20 protein-coding genes are annotated in these 17037 nt (G+C 37.8%); 16 read left to right on the top strand and 4 right to left on the bottom strand.

Annotation, left to right across the window (positions count from 1 at the left end):
- Positions 1-143 precede the first annotated feature (143 nt).
- Entirely contained in the window at positions 144-767 is a 624-nt protein-coding gene (gene lexA, locus N0M92_RS20105) for a transcriptional repressor LexA (protein WP_098372919.1), read from the bottom strand.
- Between the two features lie 155 nt (positions 768-922).
- Between lexA and yneA the strand changes: the two genes are divergently transcribed.
- The 10 genes from yneA to N0M92_RS20055 all read left to right on the top strand — a co-directional run bounded on the left by yneA (position 923) and on the right by N0M92_RS20055 (position 8999).
- A complete protein-coding gene (gene yneA, locus N0M92_RS20100; RefSeq protein ID WP_076368838.1) occupies positions 923-1234 on the top strand; it encodes a cell division suppressor protein YneA in 312 nt (103 codons plus the stop codon).
- Positions 1235-1253: 19 nt separating this feature from the next.
- Positions 1254-1910, top strand: coding sequence for a YneB family resolvase-like protein (locus N0M92_RS20095; RefSeq protein WP_260287494.1), 657 nt, complete (start codon positions 1254-1256; stop codon positions 1908-1910).
- A gap of 65 nt (positions 1911-1975) precedes the next feature.
- Positions 1976-2209 carry a DUF896 domain-containing protein gene (locus tag N0M92_RS20090; protein WP_076368840.1) on the top strand — a complete coding sequence of 78 codons (234 nt, stop codon included), beginning with the start codon at positions 1976-1978 and terminating at the stop codon, positions 2207-2209.
- A gap of 235 nt (positions 2210-2444) precedes the next feature.
- Positions 2445-4448 carry a transketolase gene (tkt, locus tag N0M92_RS20085; protein WP_260287493.1) on the top strand — a complete coding sequence of 668 codons (2004 nt, stop codon included), beginning with the start codon at positions 2445-2447 and terminating at the stop codon, positions 4446-4448.
- Positions 4449-4745: 297 nt separating this feature from the next.
- Positions 4746-5186, top strand: a complete 441-nt coding sequence (sirA, locus tag N0M92_RS20080; protein WP_192204348.1) for a sporulation inhibitor of replication protein SirA — start codon at positions 4746-4748, stop codon at positions 5184-5186.
- An 84-nt stretch (positions 5187-5270) separates the two neighbouring features.
- Positions 5271-5486 (top strand): YneF family protein, encoded by a 216-nt coding sequence (locus N0M92_RS20075; protein WP_034312934.1) that lies wholly within the window; start codon positions 5271-5273, stop codon positions 5484-5486.
- 1031 nt (positions 5487-6517) lie between these two features.
- Positions 6518-6937 carry an RrF2 family transcriptional regulator gene (locus tag N0M92_RS20070; protein ID WP_098372923.1) on the top strand — a complete coding sequence of 140 codons (420 nt, stop codon included), beginning with the start codon at positions 6518-6520 and terminating at the stop codon, positions 6935-6937.
- Positions 6938-7037: 100 nt separating this feature from the next.
- Positions 7038-7424 carry an IDEAL domain-containing protein gene (locus tag N0M92_RS20065; protein WP_260287491.1) on the top strand — a complete coding sequence of 129 codons (387 nt, stop codon included), beginning with the start codon at positions 7038-7040 and terminating at the stop codon, positions 7422-7424.
- A gap of 47 nt (positions 7425-7471) precedes the next feature.
- A complete protein-coding gene (gene trxA / locus N0M92_RS20060; RefSeq protein WP_260287490.1) occupies positions 7472-7786 on the top strand; it encodes a thioredoxin in 315 nt (104 codons plus the stop codon).
- A gap of 91 nt (positions 7787-7877) precedes the next feature.
- Entirely contained in the window at positions 7878-8999 is a 1122-nt protein-coding gene (locus N0M92_RS20055; protein WP_260287489.1) for an NADH-dependent flavin oxidoreductase, read from the top strand.
- A gap of 1275 nt (positions 9000-10274) precedes the next feature.
- Here the strand turns inward: N0M92_RS20055 and N0M92_RS20050 are convergent.
- The 3 genes from N0M92_RS20050 to N0M92_RS20040 all read right to left on the bottom strand — a co-directional run bounded on the left by N0M92_RS20050 (position 10275) and on the right by N0M92_RS20040 (position 12519).
- Positions 10275-10673 (bottom strand): DoxX family protein, encoded by a 399-nt coding sequence (locus tag N0M92_RS20050; RefSeq protein ID WP_260287488.1) that lies wholly within the window; start codon positions 10671-10673, stop codon positions 10275-10277.
- Between the two features lie 153 nt (positions 10674-10826).
- Complete coding sequence (locus tag N0M92_RS20045; RefSeq protein ID WP_260287522.1) at positions 10827-11567, bottom strand: polysaccharide deacetylase family protein; 741 nt, start codon at positions 11565-11567, stop codon at positions 10827-10829.
- 778 nt (positions 11568-12345) lie between these two features.
- Positions 12346-12519 (bottom strand): aspartyl-phosphate phosphatase Spo0E family protein, encoded by a 174-nt coding sequence (locus N0M92_RS20040; RefSeq protein WP_192204353.1) that lies wholly within the window; start codon positions 12517-12519, stop codon positions 12346-12348.
- Between the two features lie 245 nt (positions 12520-12764).
- Here N0M92_RS20040 and N0M92_RS20035 point away from each other — a divergent pair, with 245 nt between their 5' ends.
- From N0M92_RS20035 to N0M92_RS20010, 6 genes are all read left to right on the top strand, one after another.
- Positions 12765-13472: a cytochrome c biogenesis CcdA family protein gene (locus N0M92_RS20035; RefSeq protein WP_260287487.1), complete on the top strand. Its 708-nt coding sequence runs from the start codon at positions 12765-12767 to the stop codon at positions 13470-13472.
- Positions 13473-14030: 558 nt separating this feature from the next.
- Positions 14031-14507 carry a CcdC family protein gene (locus N0M92_RS20030; protein ID WP_192204355.1) on the top strand — a complete coding sequence of 159 codons (477 nt, stop codon included), beginning with the start codon at positions 14031-14033 and terminating at the stop codon, positions 14505-14507.
- Positions 14508-14691: 184 nt separating this feature from the next.
- Positions 14692-15747 (top strand): YeeE/YedE family protein, encoded by a 1056-nt coding sequence (locus N0M92_RS20025; protein WP_260287486.1) that lies wholly within the window; start codon positions 14692-14694, stop codon positions 15745-15747.
- A gap of 40 nt (positions 15748-15787) precedes the next feature.
- Positions 15788-16015: a sulfurtransferase TusA family protein gene (locus N0M92_RS20020; RefSeq protein WP_260287485.1), complete on the top strand. Its 228-nt coding sequence runs from the start codon at positions 15788-15790 to the stop codon at positions 16013-16015.
- 129 nt (positions 16016-16144) lie between these two features.
- Complete coding sequence (locus N0M92_RS20015) at positions 16145-16450, top strand: YkvR family protein (protein ID WP_260287484.1); 306 nt, start codon at positions 16145-16147, stop codon at positions 16448-16450.
- An 80-nt stretch (positions 16451-16530) separates the two neighbouring features.
- Entirely contained in the window at positions 16531-16959 is a 429-nt protein-coding gene (locus N0M92_RS20010) for a DUF2621 domain-containing protein (protein ID WP_137018029.1), read from the top strand.
- Positions 16960-17037: the final 78 nt, after the last annotated feature.

Raw genomic sequence — 17037 nt, 5'->3', positions numbered from 1 at the left:
ATCCGTACATCCGAAATAAAAGATGTAATATTCACATGAAAATAGATTCTATTAAAAAATATATCAAAACCTACTCTTCCATATGCATATTGAGAGAATTCGGGACATAAATTAAACAAACAAAAAAAGCGCGGTTAGCGCTTTTAGTGTATTTGTCTATATAAGCCTATTACTTTTCCAAGTATCGAAACATCTCGTAAAATAATTGGTTCCATATTTGAATTCTCGGGCTGAAGCCTTATGTAATCCGGTTCCTTAAAGAATCGTTTTACAGTGGCTTCATCATCTTCCGTCATGGCCACGACGATATCTCCATTATTGGCATTGCTTTGTTGTTTCACGATGACATAGTCTCCATCATGAATTCCAGCTTCAATCATACTTTCACCCATGATTTCCAGCATGAATACATGGTCATCATGCGGTACCATGCTTTCGGGAAGCGGAAAGTATTCTTCTATGTTCTCGATGGCCGTTATAGGCATGCCCGCTGTAACTTTTCCAAGTAACGGAACGTTCACGACATTGGCTTTTGGAATATTGTTCGCTTCCTCCGAATTCATTATTTCAATGGCCCTTGGCTTGGTTGGGTCACGTCTAATCAGACCTTTACTTTCCAGGCGGGATAAATGTCCGTGTACTGTTGAACTTGAAGCAAGTCCCACTGCTTCGCCAATCTCCCGTACGGAAGGTGGATACCCTTTTTGGCGAACCTCTTCTTTAATGAAATCAAGAATATCTTGCTGCCGTTTTGATAGTTTAGTCATTAGTGCACCTCTTCCCCAATGTTCTTTGCTATATTATAGCATGGCCCCCAACTCTATACAAACATAAGTTCGAATTTTGTTGTTGACTGAAACAAACGTTCGTATTATAATTTGGTCATAACATACGAACGAACATTCGCTTTGGAGGGATATTTATGAAAAAATTATACAAAAATTATATTTATACGATTCTATTAGCGGGATCAGTATTTATCTTTTCAATTTTATTCTCTTGCACATTGAACAATGATCAAAAAAATGATTTCCTTTCTATAGAAGTAAGTGAAGGTGACACCCTATGGGGAATTGCCGAAGAATATGAAGAAGCAAATTTGACAAAAAAAGAATTCATTGGTTGGATAGAAGAGCATAATGGAGTAAGGGCGGATTCGATTAAACCTGGTCAAGTCATCGTCATACCGGTTAAAGGGGAAGAACTTGTCCAGAATTTGGCCAGTGAGCAGTAAGCAGTGAAGGTAGGGTATTATGAAAGCGGTAATCTATTGTAGGGTCAGCACAGAAAAAGAGTCACAGGAAACATCATTGGCAAGGCAGGAAGATGAATTAGTCAAATTGGCAGAAAAGATGGATGTTGAAGTCATTTCCATAATAAAAGAACAGGCTAGTGGCTATGAGTTGAATAGGGATGGCATTTTTGACATGCTCGAACTATTTAAAACCAAAGAAGCTGAAGTACTATTAATCCAGGACGAAACGAGGCTGGGAAGAGGGAATGCCAAAATAGCCCTTTTCCATGTCATCCTTAAAGAAGATGTGAAAATTTATACGCTCTCACACGATGGCGAACTTGAGCTATCGGATTCGGATGCGATGGTCATCCAGATTGTCGGAATTGTAGAAGAATATCAAAGGAAACTACATAATCTAAAAATAAAGCGCGGGATGATAAGGGCCGTTGAAAAAGGGTATCGTCCTCAAAAAAATCTTCAGAATCAAAGGAATTCAACCGGAAGGGACCGTAAGGAGATTCCTATAGAAGAAATTATTAAACTTCGGGCCAATGGATTGACATTTGCAGAAATCGCAGCAACTTTGAGGGGCTTTGGATACAATGTATCTAAGGCTACAGTGAATAGGCGTTTTCTCGAACATCAATTGAATACACAGGAAAGTCAATCATAGAACTTGTAATTTCGCTATTTTTTTAATACCATGACAATATCCGCAGATTATGAAGGAGCGAAATTATGTTATCAAAAGAAAAATTAGCCCGTATTAATGAACTTTCTAAAAAGGCAAAGGCTGAAGGTTTGACGGAAGTTGAGGCGAAAGAGCAAACCCAATTGAGAAGTGAGTATTTGGAAACATTCAGAAAGTCCATGACCAATACGTTGGAGCATGTGAAAGTCGTCGATCCAGAAGGTAATGACGTCACTCCTCAAAAGATAAAAAATATAAAAGAAAAAAGAAACTTACATTAATAATGCGTGGATTCTTCTGATGGAACATTCCATTTGAAGATTCTATTAGCATTTAGGAGTAAAAAGAGAGTGCATTCATGTATGTATTCTCCTATTTAGTTTAATCTAAATAGGGGGCTTCTCTTATTTCTAGAAAATTGTAATATTGAGGCAGTAAATAGTGATTTTAGTTGTGATATTAAGCTTGTCACTATAATATAAAGAGGTACATTACAGGAAGGGATGTTTTTACGATATGTTAGATAAATTAGATGCACTTTCTATTAATACGATTCGTACATTATCGATTGATGCAATTGAAAAGGCTAATTCTGGTCATCCAGGTATGCCAATGGGTGCAGCGCCGATGGCGTATAAACTATGGACCGAATATATGAACCATAACCCGAAAAATCCAGAATGGTTTAATAGAGACCGCTTTGTTCTTTCTGCTGGTCATGGGTCTATGCTGTTGTACAGCCTTCTTCATCTATCGGGCTATGGCTTATCTATCGATGATTTGAAAAGCTTCCGCCAATGGGGCAGTAAAACTCCAGGACATCCTGAATACGGACATACGGCTGGTGTAGATGCAACTACTGGGCCGCTTGGACAAGGTATCGCAATGGCAGTCGGAATGGCAATGGCAGAACGTCACTTGGCAGAAAGCTATAACCGCGATTCTTATAATGTGGTCGATCATTATACATATAGCATTTGTGGAGATGGGGATTTAATGGAAGGTGTTTCTGCAGAAGCGGCTTCATTAGCTGGACATCTACAACTCGGAAGACTTGTTGTTTTATATGATTCTAATGATATTTCACTTGACGGAGACTTAAGTCAATCATTTAGTGAAAGCGTAGCAGACCGGTTCAAATCTTATGGATGGCAATATATCCGCGTTGAGGATGGGAACGATCTTCAGGAAATCGCTAAAGCGATTGAAGAAGCGAAAACTGACGATGCACGCCCAACATTAATCGAAGTGAAAACGGTTATTGGTTACGGTTCACCAAACCGTTCAGGTAAATCTGCTGTTCACGGAGCTCCGCTTGGTGCAGATGAGCTGAAATTGACAAAAGAAGCATATAAATGGACATTCGAAGAGGACTTCCATGTTCCGGAGGAAGTGTATTCACACTTCAATGAAGCTGTTGTTGATGCAGGCGCTCAAAAAGAAGAAGCTTGGAATGAATTGTTTAAAAATTACAAAGAAGCGCATCCTGAGTTAGCAGAGCAATTGGAGCTTGCCATCAAAGGTGAACTGCCTGCTGAATGGGATCAGGAAATTCCGGTCTATGAAGAAGGTAAGACATTGGCTTCCCGTGCTTCAAGTGGGGAAGTACTAAATGCAATTGCCAAAAAGGTACCTAGCTTCATTGGGGGTTCTGCTGATTTAGCTGGATCGAATAATACTGCCATCAAAGGTGAGACAGATTTATTACCTGGTAATTACAGTGGCCGTAATATATGGTTCGGTGTACGTGAATTCGCTATGGGTGCGGCTTTAAATGGAATGGCACTTCATGGTGGTTTAAAAGTATACGGAGGAACATTCTTTGTATTCTCTGATTATCTGCGTCCAGCCATAAGAATGGCAGCACTAATGGGACTGCCGGTAAACTATGTGTTCACTCATGACAGCATTGCTGTAGGGGAAGACGGACCGACTCATGAGCCAATCGAACAATTAGCATCATTGCGTGCAATGCCTAACCTAGGGGTAATACGTCCAGCTGATGGCAATGAAACGGCAGCAGCCTGGAAAGTGGCAATGGAGTCTACAAATAAACCAACTGCTCTTGTACTGACTCGTCAAGGATTGCCAACAATAAAAGACACTTCCGAAACTGCGTATGAAGGTGTTTCAAAAGGTGCTTACATCATCTCTGCTTCTAAGAAAGAAGTAGCTGATGCATTACTTCTTGCGACTGGTTCCGAAGTGAACTTGGCTGTGGAAGCACAGAAAGCTTTAGCGAACGAAGGAATTGATGTTTCGGTAATCAGTATGCCATCATGGGATCGATTTGAAACTCAATCTAAAGAATATAAACAAAGCGTAATAAATCCGGCAGTGAAAAAACGTCTAGCTATCGAAGTGGCTTCACCATTTGGCTGGGATCGTTATGCAGGTGATGAGGGTGAAATATTGGCCATCAATCATTTTGGAGCTTCTGCACCTGGCGGTAAAATCATGAAGGAATTCGGTTTCACTGTAGAAAATGTAGTTGCTCGAGTTAAGGAAATGCTTAAATAATAGTAATGGGAACTGACACCAAATGGATTGGTGTCAGTTTTTTTATAAAAAACAATCCTATTTTATATTGAATGTGTTCCTATTCGAAAGGGAATCTTCCATTCGACAAAAAAAGAAGAAAATTTCTCCAGTAAACAACATATCTTTTTAGTTTGTCAATATATAATGAGAATAAATAAATTTCGTTTAATTGTGTCAGTTAAAGGGGAAAGTCATCAATAGTGGAAAATAGTGGAGAGGGTCCTGGTGGTTAGTTGTTTTCGTGATCAAAATAGGAGAGCTAGGAGGCATTGGCTGATGAGAACCTATCAAATTTATTTAATCGAAGATGAATTTGCCCATCATTATTATGGAAGAGAAAAGCTATTTTTCAATTTGTTTTTGGAGTATATTCAAGCAAGGGGCAGACTGAAGAGTATTTTGCAAAAACAAATCGAATATGTCACCAAAACAGTCCCGATATACCAGTTGCAGGTAGCTATTGAACAACGTTTGCAAAAAAAGATGAATTATTGGACTCAAAATGGAAAATACTATTTAGAAAAAACAAATGGAACAAGTAAAGCCGTTTTAATCATTCAAAATGAGTCCATTACTCTTAAGGCTGAAGGAGATTATGAAGCGGAGACCGCTTTCTTTGAAAGTATTCGAAAATATGAAGCGAGTTTTCTGGCAATTGATTTTGAACATGAAAAATACGGTTGGTTAAAACCGATAAAAGAAAGAAAATTTGTCTAAATGGGGGACTTTTCGGTAGCGGGTATTGTATAATAACCTTTGGTCTAGTACACTGATGTTAGACAACATGAAGGAGGAAATAGTATGTGGGTTTACATTCTAGTTGGCGTACTGGCATTGATTGCTGGAGTAGTGCTGGGATTTTTCATCGCTCGTAAATACATGATGGATTACTTAAAGAAAAATCCGCCAATTAACGAACAGATGTTGAAAATGATGATGATGCAAATGGGTATGAAACCATCCCAAAAGAAAATTAATCAAATGATGAGCGCCATGAATAAACAACAAACAAAATAAGATAGCATGAAACCTTGATATATCAATGTTCTTGGAAGATTGGATGCATAATTTTATATAATATCGAATGGTTGATCCATTTAGACTGAATTTTTCCACCGACTTTATTTAAGATTTTGTTTTATCTTTCATTTATGTTTCTTAAGCCACTTTTTCTGAATGAATGATTCAGTAAAGGTGGTTTTTGTTTTGGAATTGAAAGGAAAGTCCTCCTCGTTATGTGAGGGCTTTTTTATTTTGAAGGTAAAAACCTAACCTAAAAACAATACTTGTCCACACCTTCCATCTAAAGATGTATATACAGTATCAAGGGGGTTGTTAATATGATAAATGATTTTGTCAAAAAATGCTTCGAGGATACTTGTAAGGTATGGTTTCCTTTATGTGAACATGCATTTGAATCCAAAAGTGAATGTAAAGTCAACAAATAGGAATCTAAATGTAAACATAAAAAAGAAAATTTTTTCCTATTAATCTTTTTATTTAGGCACTTAGCCAATAGAGAGTCAGTTAATATATAGATTAATGGTTAGCATCCAAGTAATCGGGTGTTTTTGAGTTGAATGAACCTTATAAAAAGAAAAGCAATTAACCTGAATTGGTCGAGTGCTTATTTTTTATATAGGAATATATACACCAAGACCAACTTCCTCCACAGCCTCCATTGGTTTATTTGGAATCTTTTGTTGAATCAAGCTCAAATCCTAACCGCAAATGGCTGAAATTGTAACATTTACGATAATATCATCTGAGGGGCTTGGTATAGGGGCATTCAATTTCTTTTGGGTTAATGGGTGATTATATGGTTATATCCTCGGGATAAAAGTGAGCGATCCAGGTTAATCTAATATCGGCATATATAGCATTGAATCTTTCTCAACAATGAGATATCTCGCTAAAAATCACCTCTATACTTTGTTAGGGGGGATTTCATTAATCAAAATAGTTGTGGAAGCGGTTGAGTTTTTTGACTTGACTTTATCAACTGTAAATATTATTATTACAGTAATCTTCTTGAGGAGGATGCGAAAGTGAATAGTGATTTTACAATAGCTGTGCATAGTTTGGTCTATTTAGCTTATCTACCAGATCATATGGCTAGCAGCGAGTCCATCGCAGAAAACGTTTGTACAAACCCGGCAAGGATTCGAAAGATGATGAGCTGCTTAAGAAAAAAAGGATTTGTAAAAACTAAAGAAGGTGTTGGCGGAGGCTATATTCTAGACTGTAACCCTGAAGAGGTGAGTTTGGCGGATATTTATATAACTGTTTCACATGGGACTTTGAAACCAAAGTGGTGTACAGGTGATCCGGAGAAAAAATGTGTCATATCTTCCAATACCCAGATAGTCATGAATCAAATATTCGATGAAGCTGAATTATATTTTGAAAAATATTTAGAAGATATAACTCTCAGCACTTTTTTGGAAAAAATTAAACAATGTCCGTGATATTGATTTAGTTTTTTCTTTGTACTAAATGTATATTTTATTATTACAGTTAATAACTATAGTTTAAATATCAAGTGAACATAAAAGGGGTGTTAAGGAAATGGTTGAAAACGATCAGTTCAAAAATGGGGATTGGGTACAGGGAAAATCAAGAGATGGGGAACTTATCCATGGTTTCATTGAAACGGTAAGTGATAATCGAGAAATCGTTAAAGTGAATGTGGTGGAAAGTGACAATGAAAAAGCGGTTGGGAAATCGATTTGGATTCCGAGTAAATGGACTGAAAAACTGCCAGATCTAGAAATCAGTAACGAAAATCATCTTTTGGCCTTAATTGATTTAGCGTTACTTTCTAAAGATGAAACATGGTTTATGGAGTTATCCGGTAAATTGGAATCCATCAAAATCCATCCTAAAATAAATGCCGGGAATTCAGAGTTTCTTATCCCGGGAAATAGAACCGCTAAACTTGATTTAAATAGATGAAGAGTAAAGACTATAAATATTTCGGATAATACAAGGAGGAAATGATCATGACAATAGAACATGTAGCAGATGGTAATTTTGCTAGTGAAATCAAGGAAGGTTTAGTATTGGTTGATTTTTGGGCACCGTGGTGCGGTCCGTGTAAAATGATTGCCCCAGTGCTTAATGAAATTGATGTGGAAATGGGTGATCGGGTTAAGATCGTAAAACTTAATGTGGATGAAAATCCAGATACGACAAGCGAATATGGAGTGATGGGAATTCCAGCTCTAATTCTATTCAAAGATGGAGAAAAGGTAGATCAAGCTATTGGCTTCCAACCAAAAGAAGCCATTTCGGCATTAATTACAAAACATGCATGACCCTAATAATTATCATGATATGCGGATGTGTATTGTGAATTAAGGATTTATACCTGCCAACATGGTGGGTAACTAAATGGAGGATGACTATATGAATTCTAAATATACACCATTATTTGAATCGTTCAATTTAGGAAAGAAATTAGAAGTGAAAAATCGATTGGTGATGGCGCCTATGACAAATTTCTCTTCTAATCCTGACGGGACTGTAACCGACGCCGAAGTAAACTATTATGAACGTAGATCAAGCGGGGTCGGCATGGTTATAACGGCATGTACTTACGTGACTGCTAATGGCAAAGGTTTTCATGGGGAATTTGGCGGAGATCAGGATGAATTGATACCTAGTCTAAGTCGTTTGGCATCAGCGATTAAAGCGAAAGGTGCAAAGGCAATTCTTCAGATTTTTCATGGCGGACGCGAGGTGCCACCGGAATTAGTAAATGGCGATGTTGTCAGTGCAAGCAATATCCCTTCGGAAGGCGAAGGGAAAGCAGTTCCGCGTCCACTATCTGCAAAGGAAATAGAATCGATCATTCTCGACTTTGGTGAAACTACCCGACGTGCAATTGAAGCGGGATTTGATGGTGTCGAGATTCACGGTGCAAATGGTTACTTGCTACAGCAATTCTTTTCACCTCATTCGAACCGGCGTGAAGACAAGTGGGGCGGTTCCCTTGAAAAGCGTCTGACTTTTCCATTAGCGGTAGTGGATGAAGTGAAAAAGGCTGTTGCTGAACATGCCAAGGATCCATTCATCGTAGGATATCGTTTTTCACCGGAGGAGCCGGAAACACCAGGAATCACCATGGATGATACACTTGCATTAATTGATGGACTTGTAACAAAAGATCTTGATTATCTTCATGTTTCATTAATGGATTTCTGGTCGAAAGCAAGAAGGGGAGCCGAGGTTGACAGACCTCGGATAGAAATTATAAAGGAACGTATAGGAGATCAAGTACCGATCATTGGTGTTGGTTCCATCTATACAGCGGATGATGCGATCAAAGGACTGCAATCGGGGGTTCCGTTAATCGCATTAGGCCGTGAAATTATTATCGATCCTGAATGGGTACAAAAAGTGGAACAAGGTAGGGAAGCAGAGATCGTGACAAAAATAAACAAGGATAATCAGCAGCAACTTGATATTCCAGACCCATTATGGCAAGCGATCATCCACTCTCCAGGATGGTTTCCAGGGATTGAATAAATAGACGCACATATATTACTGAAATAAAAAATGCATAATGGATTTTCAAAACCATGGAATGAATATACTTGGAAAAATAACCCCTGACAACGGACGCACATATAAAAGTGTTCCTCAGTCCGGGGTTTTTATGTTTATGGATGAGCATTTATAGAAGTTTTTCAAATTCAATCCTTTGAAAAGCCAAGTTGTTTCGGAAAATCAAATAGGGGAAAGACTTACGGATTTTCATTGACCAGCCATTAGGTCTCAACGGCACATACATTCGGGAATTTTGGCGGGGAAAGGGGCTTTCTTTAAGGAACGCTAGGAAAAGGAAGGAGGACACCCCCCTACAGAATCAAAGCTATAGAGGACTAACTTAGGAAGGCCTCCACGCCCAGAAGAGTCAAAGGGTCTTAAGAAAATGACAATACCGGGACACTTATTTGCTCCTTAAGCAGTGTTTTTATTTTGTCTGTAAATTGGGGCACAGTTCATCTATACGACGAGGTCTTTATATGTTAGATTATTTTTTTGTCTTTTTCTCTCGTATTATAGAGGGAAGATTGAATACAAAATGGGAACCAAAATAGAAGTATATTAAAAAAATAATGTATACTGCCATCCGGAAAACACTACATGGAATCTAATAAAAAGGCTCTTTTCGTAAAGATTGTTGTTTTTAAAAACTAAACGATTTAAGGTTGATTGGAGCGCAAGTGCGAGACTCCTGCGGGAGCAGCGGGACAGGTGAGACCCCACAGGCGTTTTTGCCGAGGAGGCTCACCGCCCGCCCCGCGGAAAGCGAGCATCTGGAGGGGAAATCAACCACACCGCATTACTTGGTAAATAGCAACAAAGTATGCGAAAACAGCCAATAAAAAAATATACTAATCCAAATGGTAAATTTAATAACTTTATACAATGAAAAGTTTATCCTTTCATTTTTAGGTTTATAATCGATTGCGATAGCCTTTTCGATAAATGAAGGAACTGTTAGCCATCAGGCACATTTTAAGAGGGGCTTCACTATGTCGGGAATGTTGAAAAATATTCGGTAGATCTTGATTTTTCCAATCCGGATAAATTTCAATAATGGATAGAATACAAAAAAACTGTAAGAGACGAAAATCACTTGTTGGAAGTCTGACCCTTATACATTCGTACGTACCAAAGATTAGGATCTGGAGAAAATATGTCCTGGTTTTTTCTAAAGAAAAAGAAAAAACACGGAGTGGTTTTATCCAACACCGTGTTTTTCATAATGTAGAGAGTATAAAACCGAAGCTTTCCTTAAAATAGGAAGGAGTCAAGTGAGTATGGGCCAGCTCCGGTTAACGCAACGCCAATCGCCACTGCAAGAACGGCAAGATTATATTCATAACCATTTTGAGTTGCCCAGTAGCCATTTGCTCCATGGACTTTAACGATCGCAACGAGCATTGTAAGTGCAATTAATATACCTGCAAAGGGTGTAAGGAGACCTAAAGCAAATAAGGCTCCGCCAATAAGCTCTGATAGACCTGCAAATAGGGCCATGGTAACTCCTGGCTTCATGCCAATCGAATCAAACCAGCCTCCAGTGCCTTTCAAGCCATGTCCGCCAAACCATCCAAATAATTTTTGAGCTCCATGTCCAACAAATGATAATCCGATTACCACACGTATAACTAATAAACCTATACCAATCATCTATGATTCCTCCAGAAAATTTATTTTTAATTTAGATATTTTTAATTCAAGATTTATATTAAAAAATAGGGATTTTATCTCGAATTAATTTATCTTTAATTAAAAATAATGCTTTTTGAGCGATTTGTCAAACATAAATTTGGCTCTTAAGGCTCATTCAACAGGGAAGGTTCTGAAAAAATCGGGTGAGCTCACATTGGAACGAATCAATAAATCAGACACCGTAACGCATTCATAGCCGTTTAAATATAAATAATCCAATGTCGATTCTAACGCCTTTACCGTTTGGGGACGGTCGCTCCAATCGTGCAGGAGAATGATATCGCCAGCTCGTAACGACTTAATGATATGATTGGATATTTTATTTGCAGCAGGTCTTTTCCAGTCTTGGGGATCTTGATGCCAGGACCACAGTACAACCTTATATCCTTTTTTTACAGCTGTATTGATGATTATATCGTTATAAAGTCCTCCTACAGGACGATATAGCGTAGGCTTGTATTTGGCAATATCCCAAATCACTTTATCTGTTTTATCTAATTCAGTAGATAATAACTCAGCGGTCATATTTTTATCATAATAATGATGATAGGTGTGATTAGCAATTTCATGCCCTTCTTTTATTTCTCTTATTAAAATGCCAGGGTTTTTTTTCACTTTATTACCAGAAACAAAAAAGGTAGCTTTGGCATTATATTTAGCCAATATATCGAGGATTTGAGGTGTATACGAAGGGTGTGGTCCGTCGTCGAAAGTTATGGCAACGATTTTTTCTTTTGTATTGCCCTCCCAAACAACATTACCTGTTTTTTCATATACCTCTCGACTTGAAGTAATGGCATGAATAATTGGAGTGTCAAATGATAAAAAAAGGATGAAAACGGCTAAAGTCATAATTAAATTCTTCAAACGAATGCCCTCCTGTACAAGTATATAGGACATAGTATATGGAGTTCGATAATATTTATTAAGGCTCGGCCAAGAATAACTGACTGTTTAATTGTTGATTATAGGCGGAATATGAAAAGGTTTAAAACTGCTTATTACTTAAAGATATTTAAATTATGAACATTCGCAATTTGATTGTACCCTTTATTGGTGGTATTCAATTTAAGCTTTCCCTTTTCAACAGTGCAATTTACATTAGGCTGTAAAACGCCATTTAAAATAAATTCATATAGGATACCTTAGAATCCAGTATTACCTGATTATCTATGTCAGATCTCTTCATAAATTCGTTGGCAATATTTGCAACGATTCTTTTTGCAATCCTCGTGAGAACCTGTATTAAGTAATGAGAATAGCTCATATGAGGTGTTTATGGTATGCGGCAGCCAAATGGAGGTTATATCCACATACACACCAGGTGCCTTTGGGGTAGGGAATCTTGTGATTACTGTTCCGGACGCTTCTCCATCTTAGCTGGATCTCCTATTGTTCTTGTTGTGACAAACTATACCGACATCCGATGTTGATATTGGAACATGATACATATGCATTATTTTAAATGATAAAATAGGAAAACAGGCAGCACACATAGCACTTGCCTGTTTTTTATATAGCAAAGGTCATGCCTAAGTATTCAAATTGAGAATGAATGTAAAATAGGGGAGATTGACAGCAAAATAATTCATATAATAATATATGTGGTTATCAATGGAGATGAACTGAGTTAAAAATCTGTACCTGTTTTATAAAAAAGTTCATTATATTTATTTAATAATTGATCAAGTTGCTGGCTATATTCAACGGCAACATGCGAGTTTAAACCATCTTTAGCGACAATCTTGATAAGTTCATTTCTCTTTAATTCAATTTGTTCGAGAAATTCATTCTTTTTAGCCATTATCTTTCCTTTCTGGCCCCAACATTTTTTCAAGGTACCCTTAATTTATGTGTTCGTTGTAAAATATGTATGAATATAACAATTATATCGGCTTGGATTAATGAATTCAAATAAGTTAACTTATCCCGAGCCCCATCCAGTTATAAGCATTTGGTTGTCATGAAATATTCACAGTTCCATAAATGTATTTTTTTATCTTATTTGTTACAATGTTTATAGGTTGCCATACATAGGAGTGAGCTTATTTGGATGATATTAATATTTTTTTAGCTTTCGGTGCGGGATTTCTGAGCTTTATTTCGCCATGCTGCTTACCGCTATATCCGGCCTTTTTATCTTATATCACTGGTATGAGTGTTGGTGAAATCAAATCCGAGAACGCCATGCTCCAAAGAAGAAGCATGATGCATACTTTATTCTTCCTCCTGGGGTTCTCCCTGGTTTTTATTGCAATAGGGTTTAGCACATCATACCTAGGTTCTTTTTTCTCGAATTATAAAGAATTAATTCGTCAGATTGGGGCCATCCTGATTATCATTTTTGGTTTATTCATTGTAGGAATCTTTCAACCGAAATCTTTGATGAAAGACAGTCGTTTTGAATTTAAGAACCGACCTAGCGGATATATAGGTTCCATTCTTATCGGACTTGCCTTTGCGGCTGGATGGACCCCTTGTGCAGGTCCGCTATTAGGTGCTGTCATTTCACTGGGTGCAACTAATCCTAGTGCGGCCATGAGCTATATGACTGCCTATATTTTAGGATTTGCCATCCCGTTTTTCATATTATCCTTCTTTGTCGGAAAATTGACATGGATCAAAAAGTACAGCCAATACATCATGAAGATTGGCGGATATCTAATGATTGTAATGGGTGTGGTTTTGTTTTTTGATTGGATGACCAAAATAATCGCAGTCCTGTCTAGACTATTCGGTGGCTTTACCGGATTTTAGTCCATAATAAGTTATTTTTTCAATAAAATTCAAAATGGATTGTCTTTAATTAGGTTTTATGATGTGATTTTTTAATTTTTTTTTCTGTCTAAACGATCAGGAAGAGCGGCTTTCGCCCGAATATTATTCGTTGAAGATTCAAAGTTTATGAGAATGATACTTTCAAATATTTTACCTAAAGCAGGACATGCAGTGGTCAGTGAGGCGGGAATGGACGAGAAGCCATTGAATTATATCGAATCCTGACCTTATAATGATGGATATTCCCATGCCAATCTTGAGCGGGGATGGATGCCGTTAAAGAAATTAAGAAGGAATTACAGGCTAATGTGCTCTGCCATGGGTCAGCAAAAAATGGTTGTCGAGAGCTGGGGTGCAAGATTTTAACGTCAACATTCTGACGAGGGCATGGTATTGGATGACATTAAAACGGTGCTTGATTAATAACACTCTCCTTGTTTATCTGAAATAGGTAATATATACTTTGTTTATAAATTGAAGTCATATATAATTTTTAATGGCACTTACCTATTTTAGTTTAAAAGGGATGGTTAAGAGATGATATATATATCAACAGGTATAGCAATTGTGATGGCTATAGGTGTTTTCATGTTACGGATGAAGGAGACGAAAAAACCAGTTAATGAAAAGAAAATCATTTTACCGCCGCTTTTTATGAGTACGGGTGCTTTGATGTTTATTTTCCCGATGTTCCGGGTGACTCGATACGAATTGTTGGAGGCTCTTGTTGCAGGGATGTTATTTTCCATCTTATTGATAAAAACATCTAAATTTGAAGTTAGAGATGAAAAAATTTATATTCTGCGATCTAAAGCCTTCATATTCATATTGATCGGTCTCATGGTGGTTCGACTTGTGGCAAAACTGATGCTGGGAAGCACGATTGAAATCGGTGTATTGAGTGGAATGTTTTTCTTACTTGCTTTTGCGATGATCGTTCCGTGGAGAATTGCCATGCTTTACCAATATAAGAAAGTTAAAGCAGCCAGTTTCGGCAGAAGTAGCATGGTGTAATACATGTACTGTAGGATTCAATCAAAGGAACATTCAAAAAACCTGAGTCGTTAAATGACTCAGGTTTTTCATTTGCCTGGAAACTTTTCATGAAGGTAAAAAAAAAACCCCTGAAAACCTAGTAATTTTATCCGGATTATATTATATTGGTATTATAATATTTTACTTAAGGAGGAAACGGTTCATGTTACAAATGATTATCTTCGGGATTATTTGTGGTTTACTGCTGGGATTTGTGCTTCAAAGAGGCCGTTTCTGTGTTGTTGGTGCATATCGTGATTTGATTTTAGCTAAAGATGGACGGATGTTCTTAGCTACATTTATTGTAATAGCAATACAAAGTATTGGTGTTTATGCATTGAATGATACAGGGGTCATTCAGTTTGGAAATGATGGTTTTCCATGGTTGGGAACAATCGTGGGTGGCTTTATTTTTGGCATTGGTATGGTTCTGGCAGGAGGTTGCGCCACTGGAACATGGTATCGTGCCGGAGAGGGTATGATCGGAAGTTGGGTTGCTCTTTTTGGATATATGCTAGGGGCAGCTATGACGAAATACGGTGTATGGAAAGTTGCTGGAGATAATCTGTTATCTTATCGTACTAGTGATACGTATATTCATGAAACATTAAATGTTTCGCCATGGGTGCTTGTTATTATTGTGACACTTTTGGTTGGCCTATTGGTGATTCGTGAAATGAGAAAACCGAAACTTCCAATCTTTAAAATGAAACCGAAAAAAACGGGATTGGCCCACATCTTATTCGAGAAACGGTGGCATCCCTTTGTTACGGCATTATTGGTCGGCCTTATTGCAATCATGGCATGGCCGCTAAGCGCAATGACAGGCAGGATGTTCGGACTAGGAATTACAGCGCCTTCCGCGAACATTCTAACATTCCTTATAACAGGAGACGATGCGTTAATCGATTGGGGTACGTTTTTAGTATTGGGTATTTTCCTTGGTGCTTTCATTGCTGCCAAAGGAAGCGGGGAATTCCGTTGGCGTTTGCCTGATATGAAAACGTTACGTAACAATGCAATTGGCGGTGTGATCATGGGGTTCGGTGCAAGTGTTGCCGGGGGATGTACAATCGGTAATGGTCTGGTGAACTCGGCGCTATTTGCTTGGCAGGGGTGGATCGCGATTGTCTTTTTCCTGCTGGGTACATGGGTAGCAACATATTTCACGATTATCCGAAAGCAAAAGCAGACAGCTGCTGCATCCAAAGCGGCTTAAGGTACGAATTTAAAAAAATAAGTTGAGGAGTGGAATATAAATGGCAAAGGTATTGGAAACGACTGGAATGGTATGTCCATTCCCTTTAGTGGAAGCAAAAGAAGCGATAGTGGACATGGCAATAGGAGAGGAATTGATCATTAATTTCGATTGCACACAAGCAACGGAGAGCATTCCGCGTTGGGCTGCTACCGAAGGCCATGAAATCACGGAGTTTGAGCAAATCGATGACGCTAAATGGCGTATAATCGTGAAAAAGGGAAAATAAACTGGTTTGAAGAAAACGTGTTCGGGTTTCCTGTGCACGTTTTTTTATCTTTTCGAGGTTAAATAATTGGAAGCAGAAAGTTTCAAGTGATAACATGACTTTAACCAATTTATTAAGGAGATGTTGATAATGGTAGACAAGGTCATTTTAAACGATGTTCCACTGCATGTCACTGACTTTCTTTCTGAAACTGTAAAGGATTCTGAAGGAAAGGAAATCAGAAAAGTCAGTTTCAATTTCAAGGTTACACATAGTGAATATCATGATATTACAACACTGCTTTATCAAATGGTATTTGATTTAAAGATTCCACAGTCAAACGAGGAGTTTCGAGCAGAAATCTTTAACTATGCAACTACGGTCACGAATCTATATGAAGAAAATGCGGTGGGGGAATTTTCACTTGTCTTGCTGGAAGTGAACGGTCAGGAATGATTGTATTGCCAGTCTTGTAAAGATATGGGTTACTGTCTATAATAATAGTGACGATCATTCTATACATATGAGGTGGTACTTTGCTTAGTGGATGGTTTTTATGGTTTATTCTATTTTGGGTAGCCCTATTAATTATATTGATGAGCATAGGTGGCTTTTTCATGTTTCGGAAGTTCCTGAAAAGATTTCCGAAAGAAGATGGAAAATCCGATATGGATTGGGAAGAATATTATTTGGAACAAACAAAGCACTTATGGTCAAAGCAGCAAAAGGAATTACTGGAAGATTTAGTGAGTCCTGTGCCAGAACTTTTTCGTGATGTTGCACGGCATAAAATCGCGGGGAAAATCGGAGAGTTGGCGTTAAAGGAAAAAGCGGGCGATATTACGGAAGATTTAGTGATACGCGGCTATATCATTGCCACACCAAAACGTGACCATAAATTTTTACAAAAAAAATTGGCTGAAAGAAAGGTGAATATGGGTCCATATGAACACTTATTCAGCTAATGATGAAAAAAGCAGACTCTTATGGAGTTTGCTTTTTTTATTCTGAATCTTTCAAAAAAACGTTGCTGTGTGGTAAAA

The organism is Peribacillus aracenensis, from assembly GCF_025175645.1.
In the GTDB taxonomy this organism is placed as follows: Bacteria; Bacillota; Bacilli; order Bacillales; family DSM-1321; genus Peribacillus; species Peribacillus aracenensis.
This window is presented reverse-complemented; position numbering and strand designations above follow the sequence as displayed.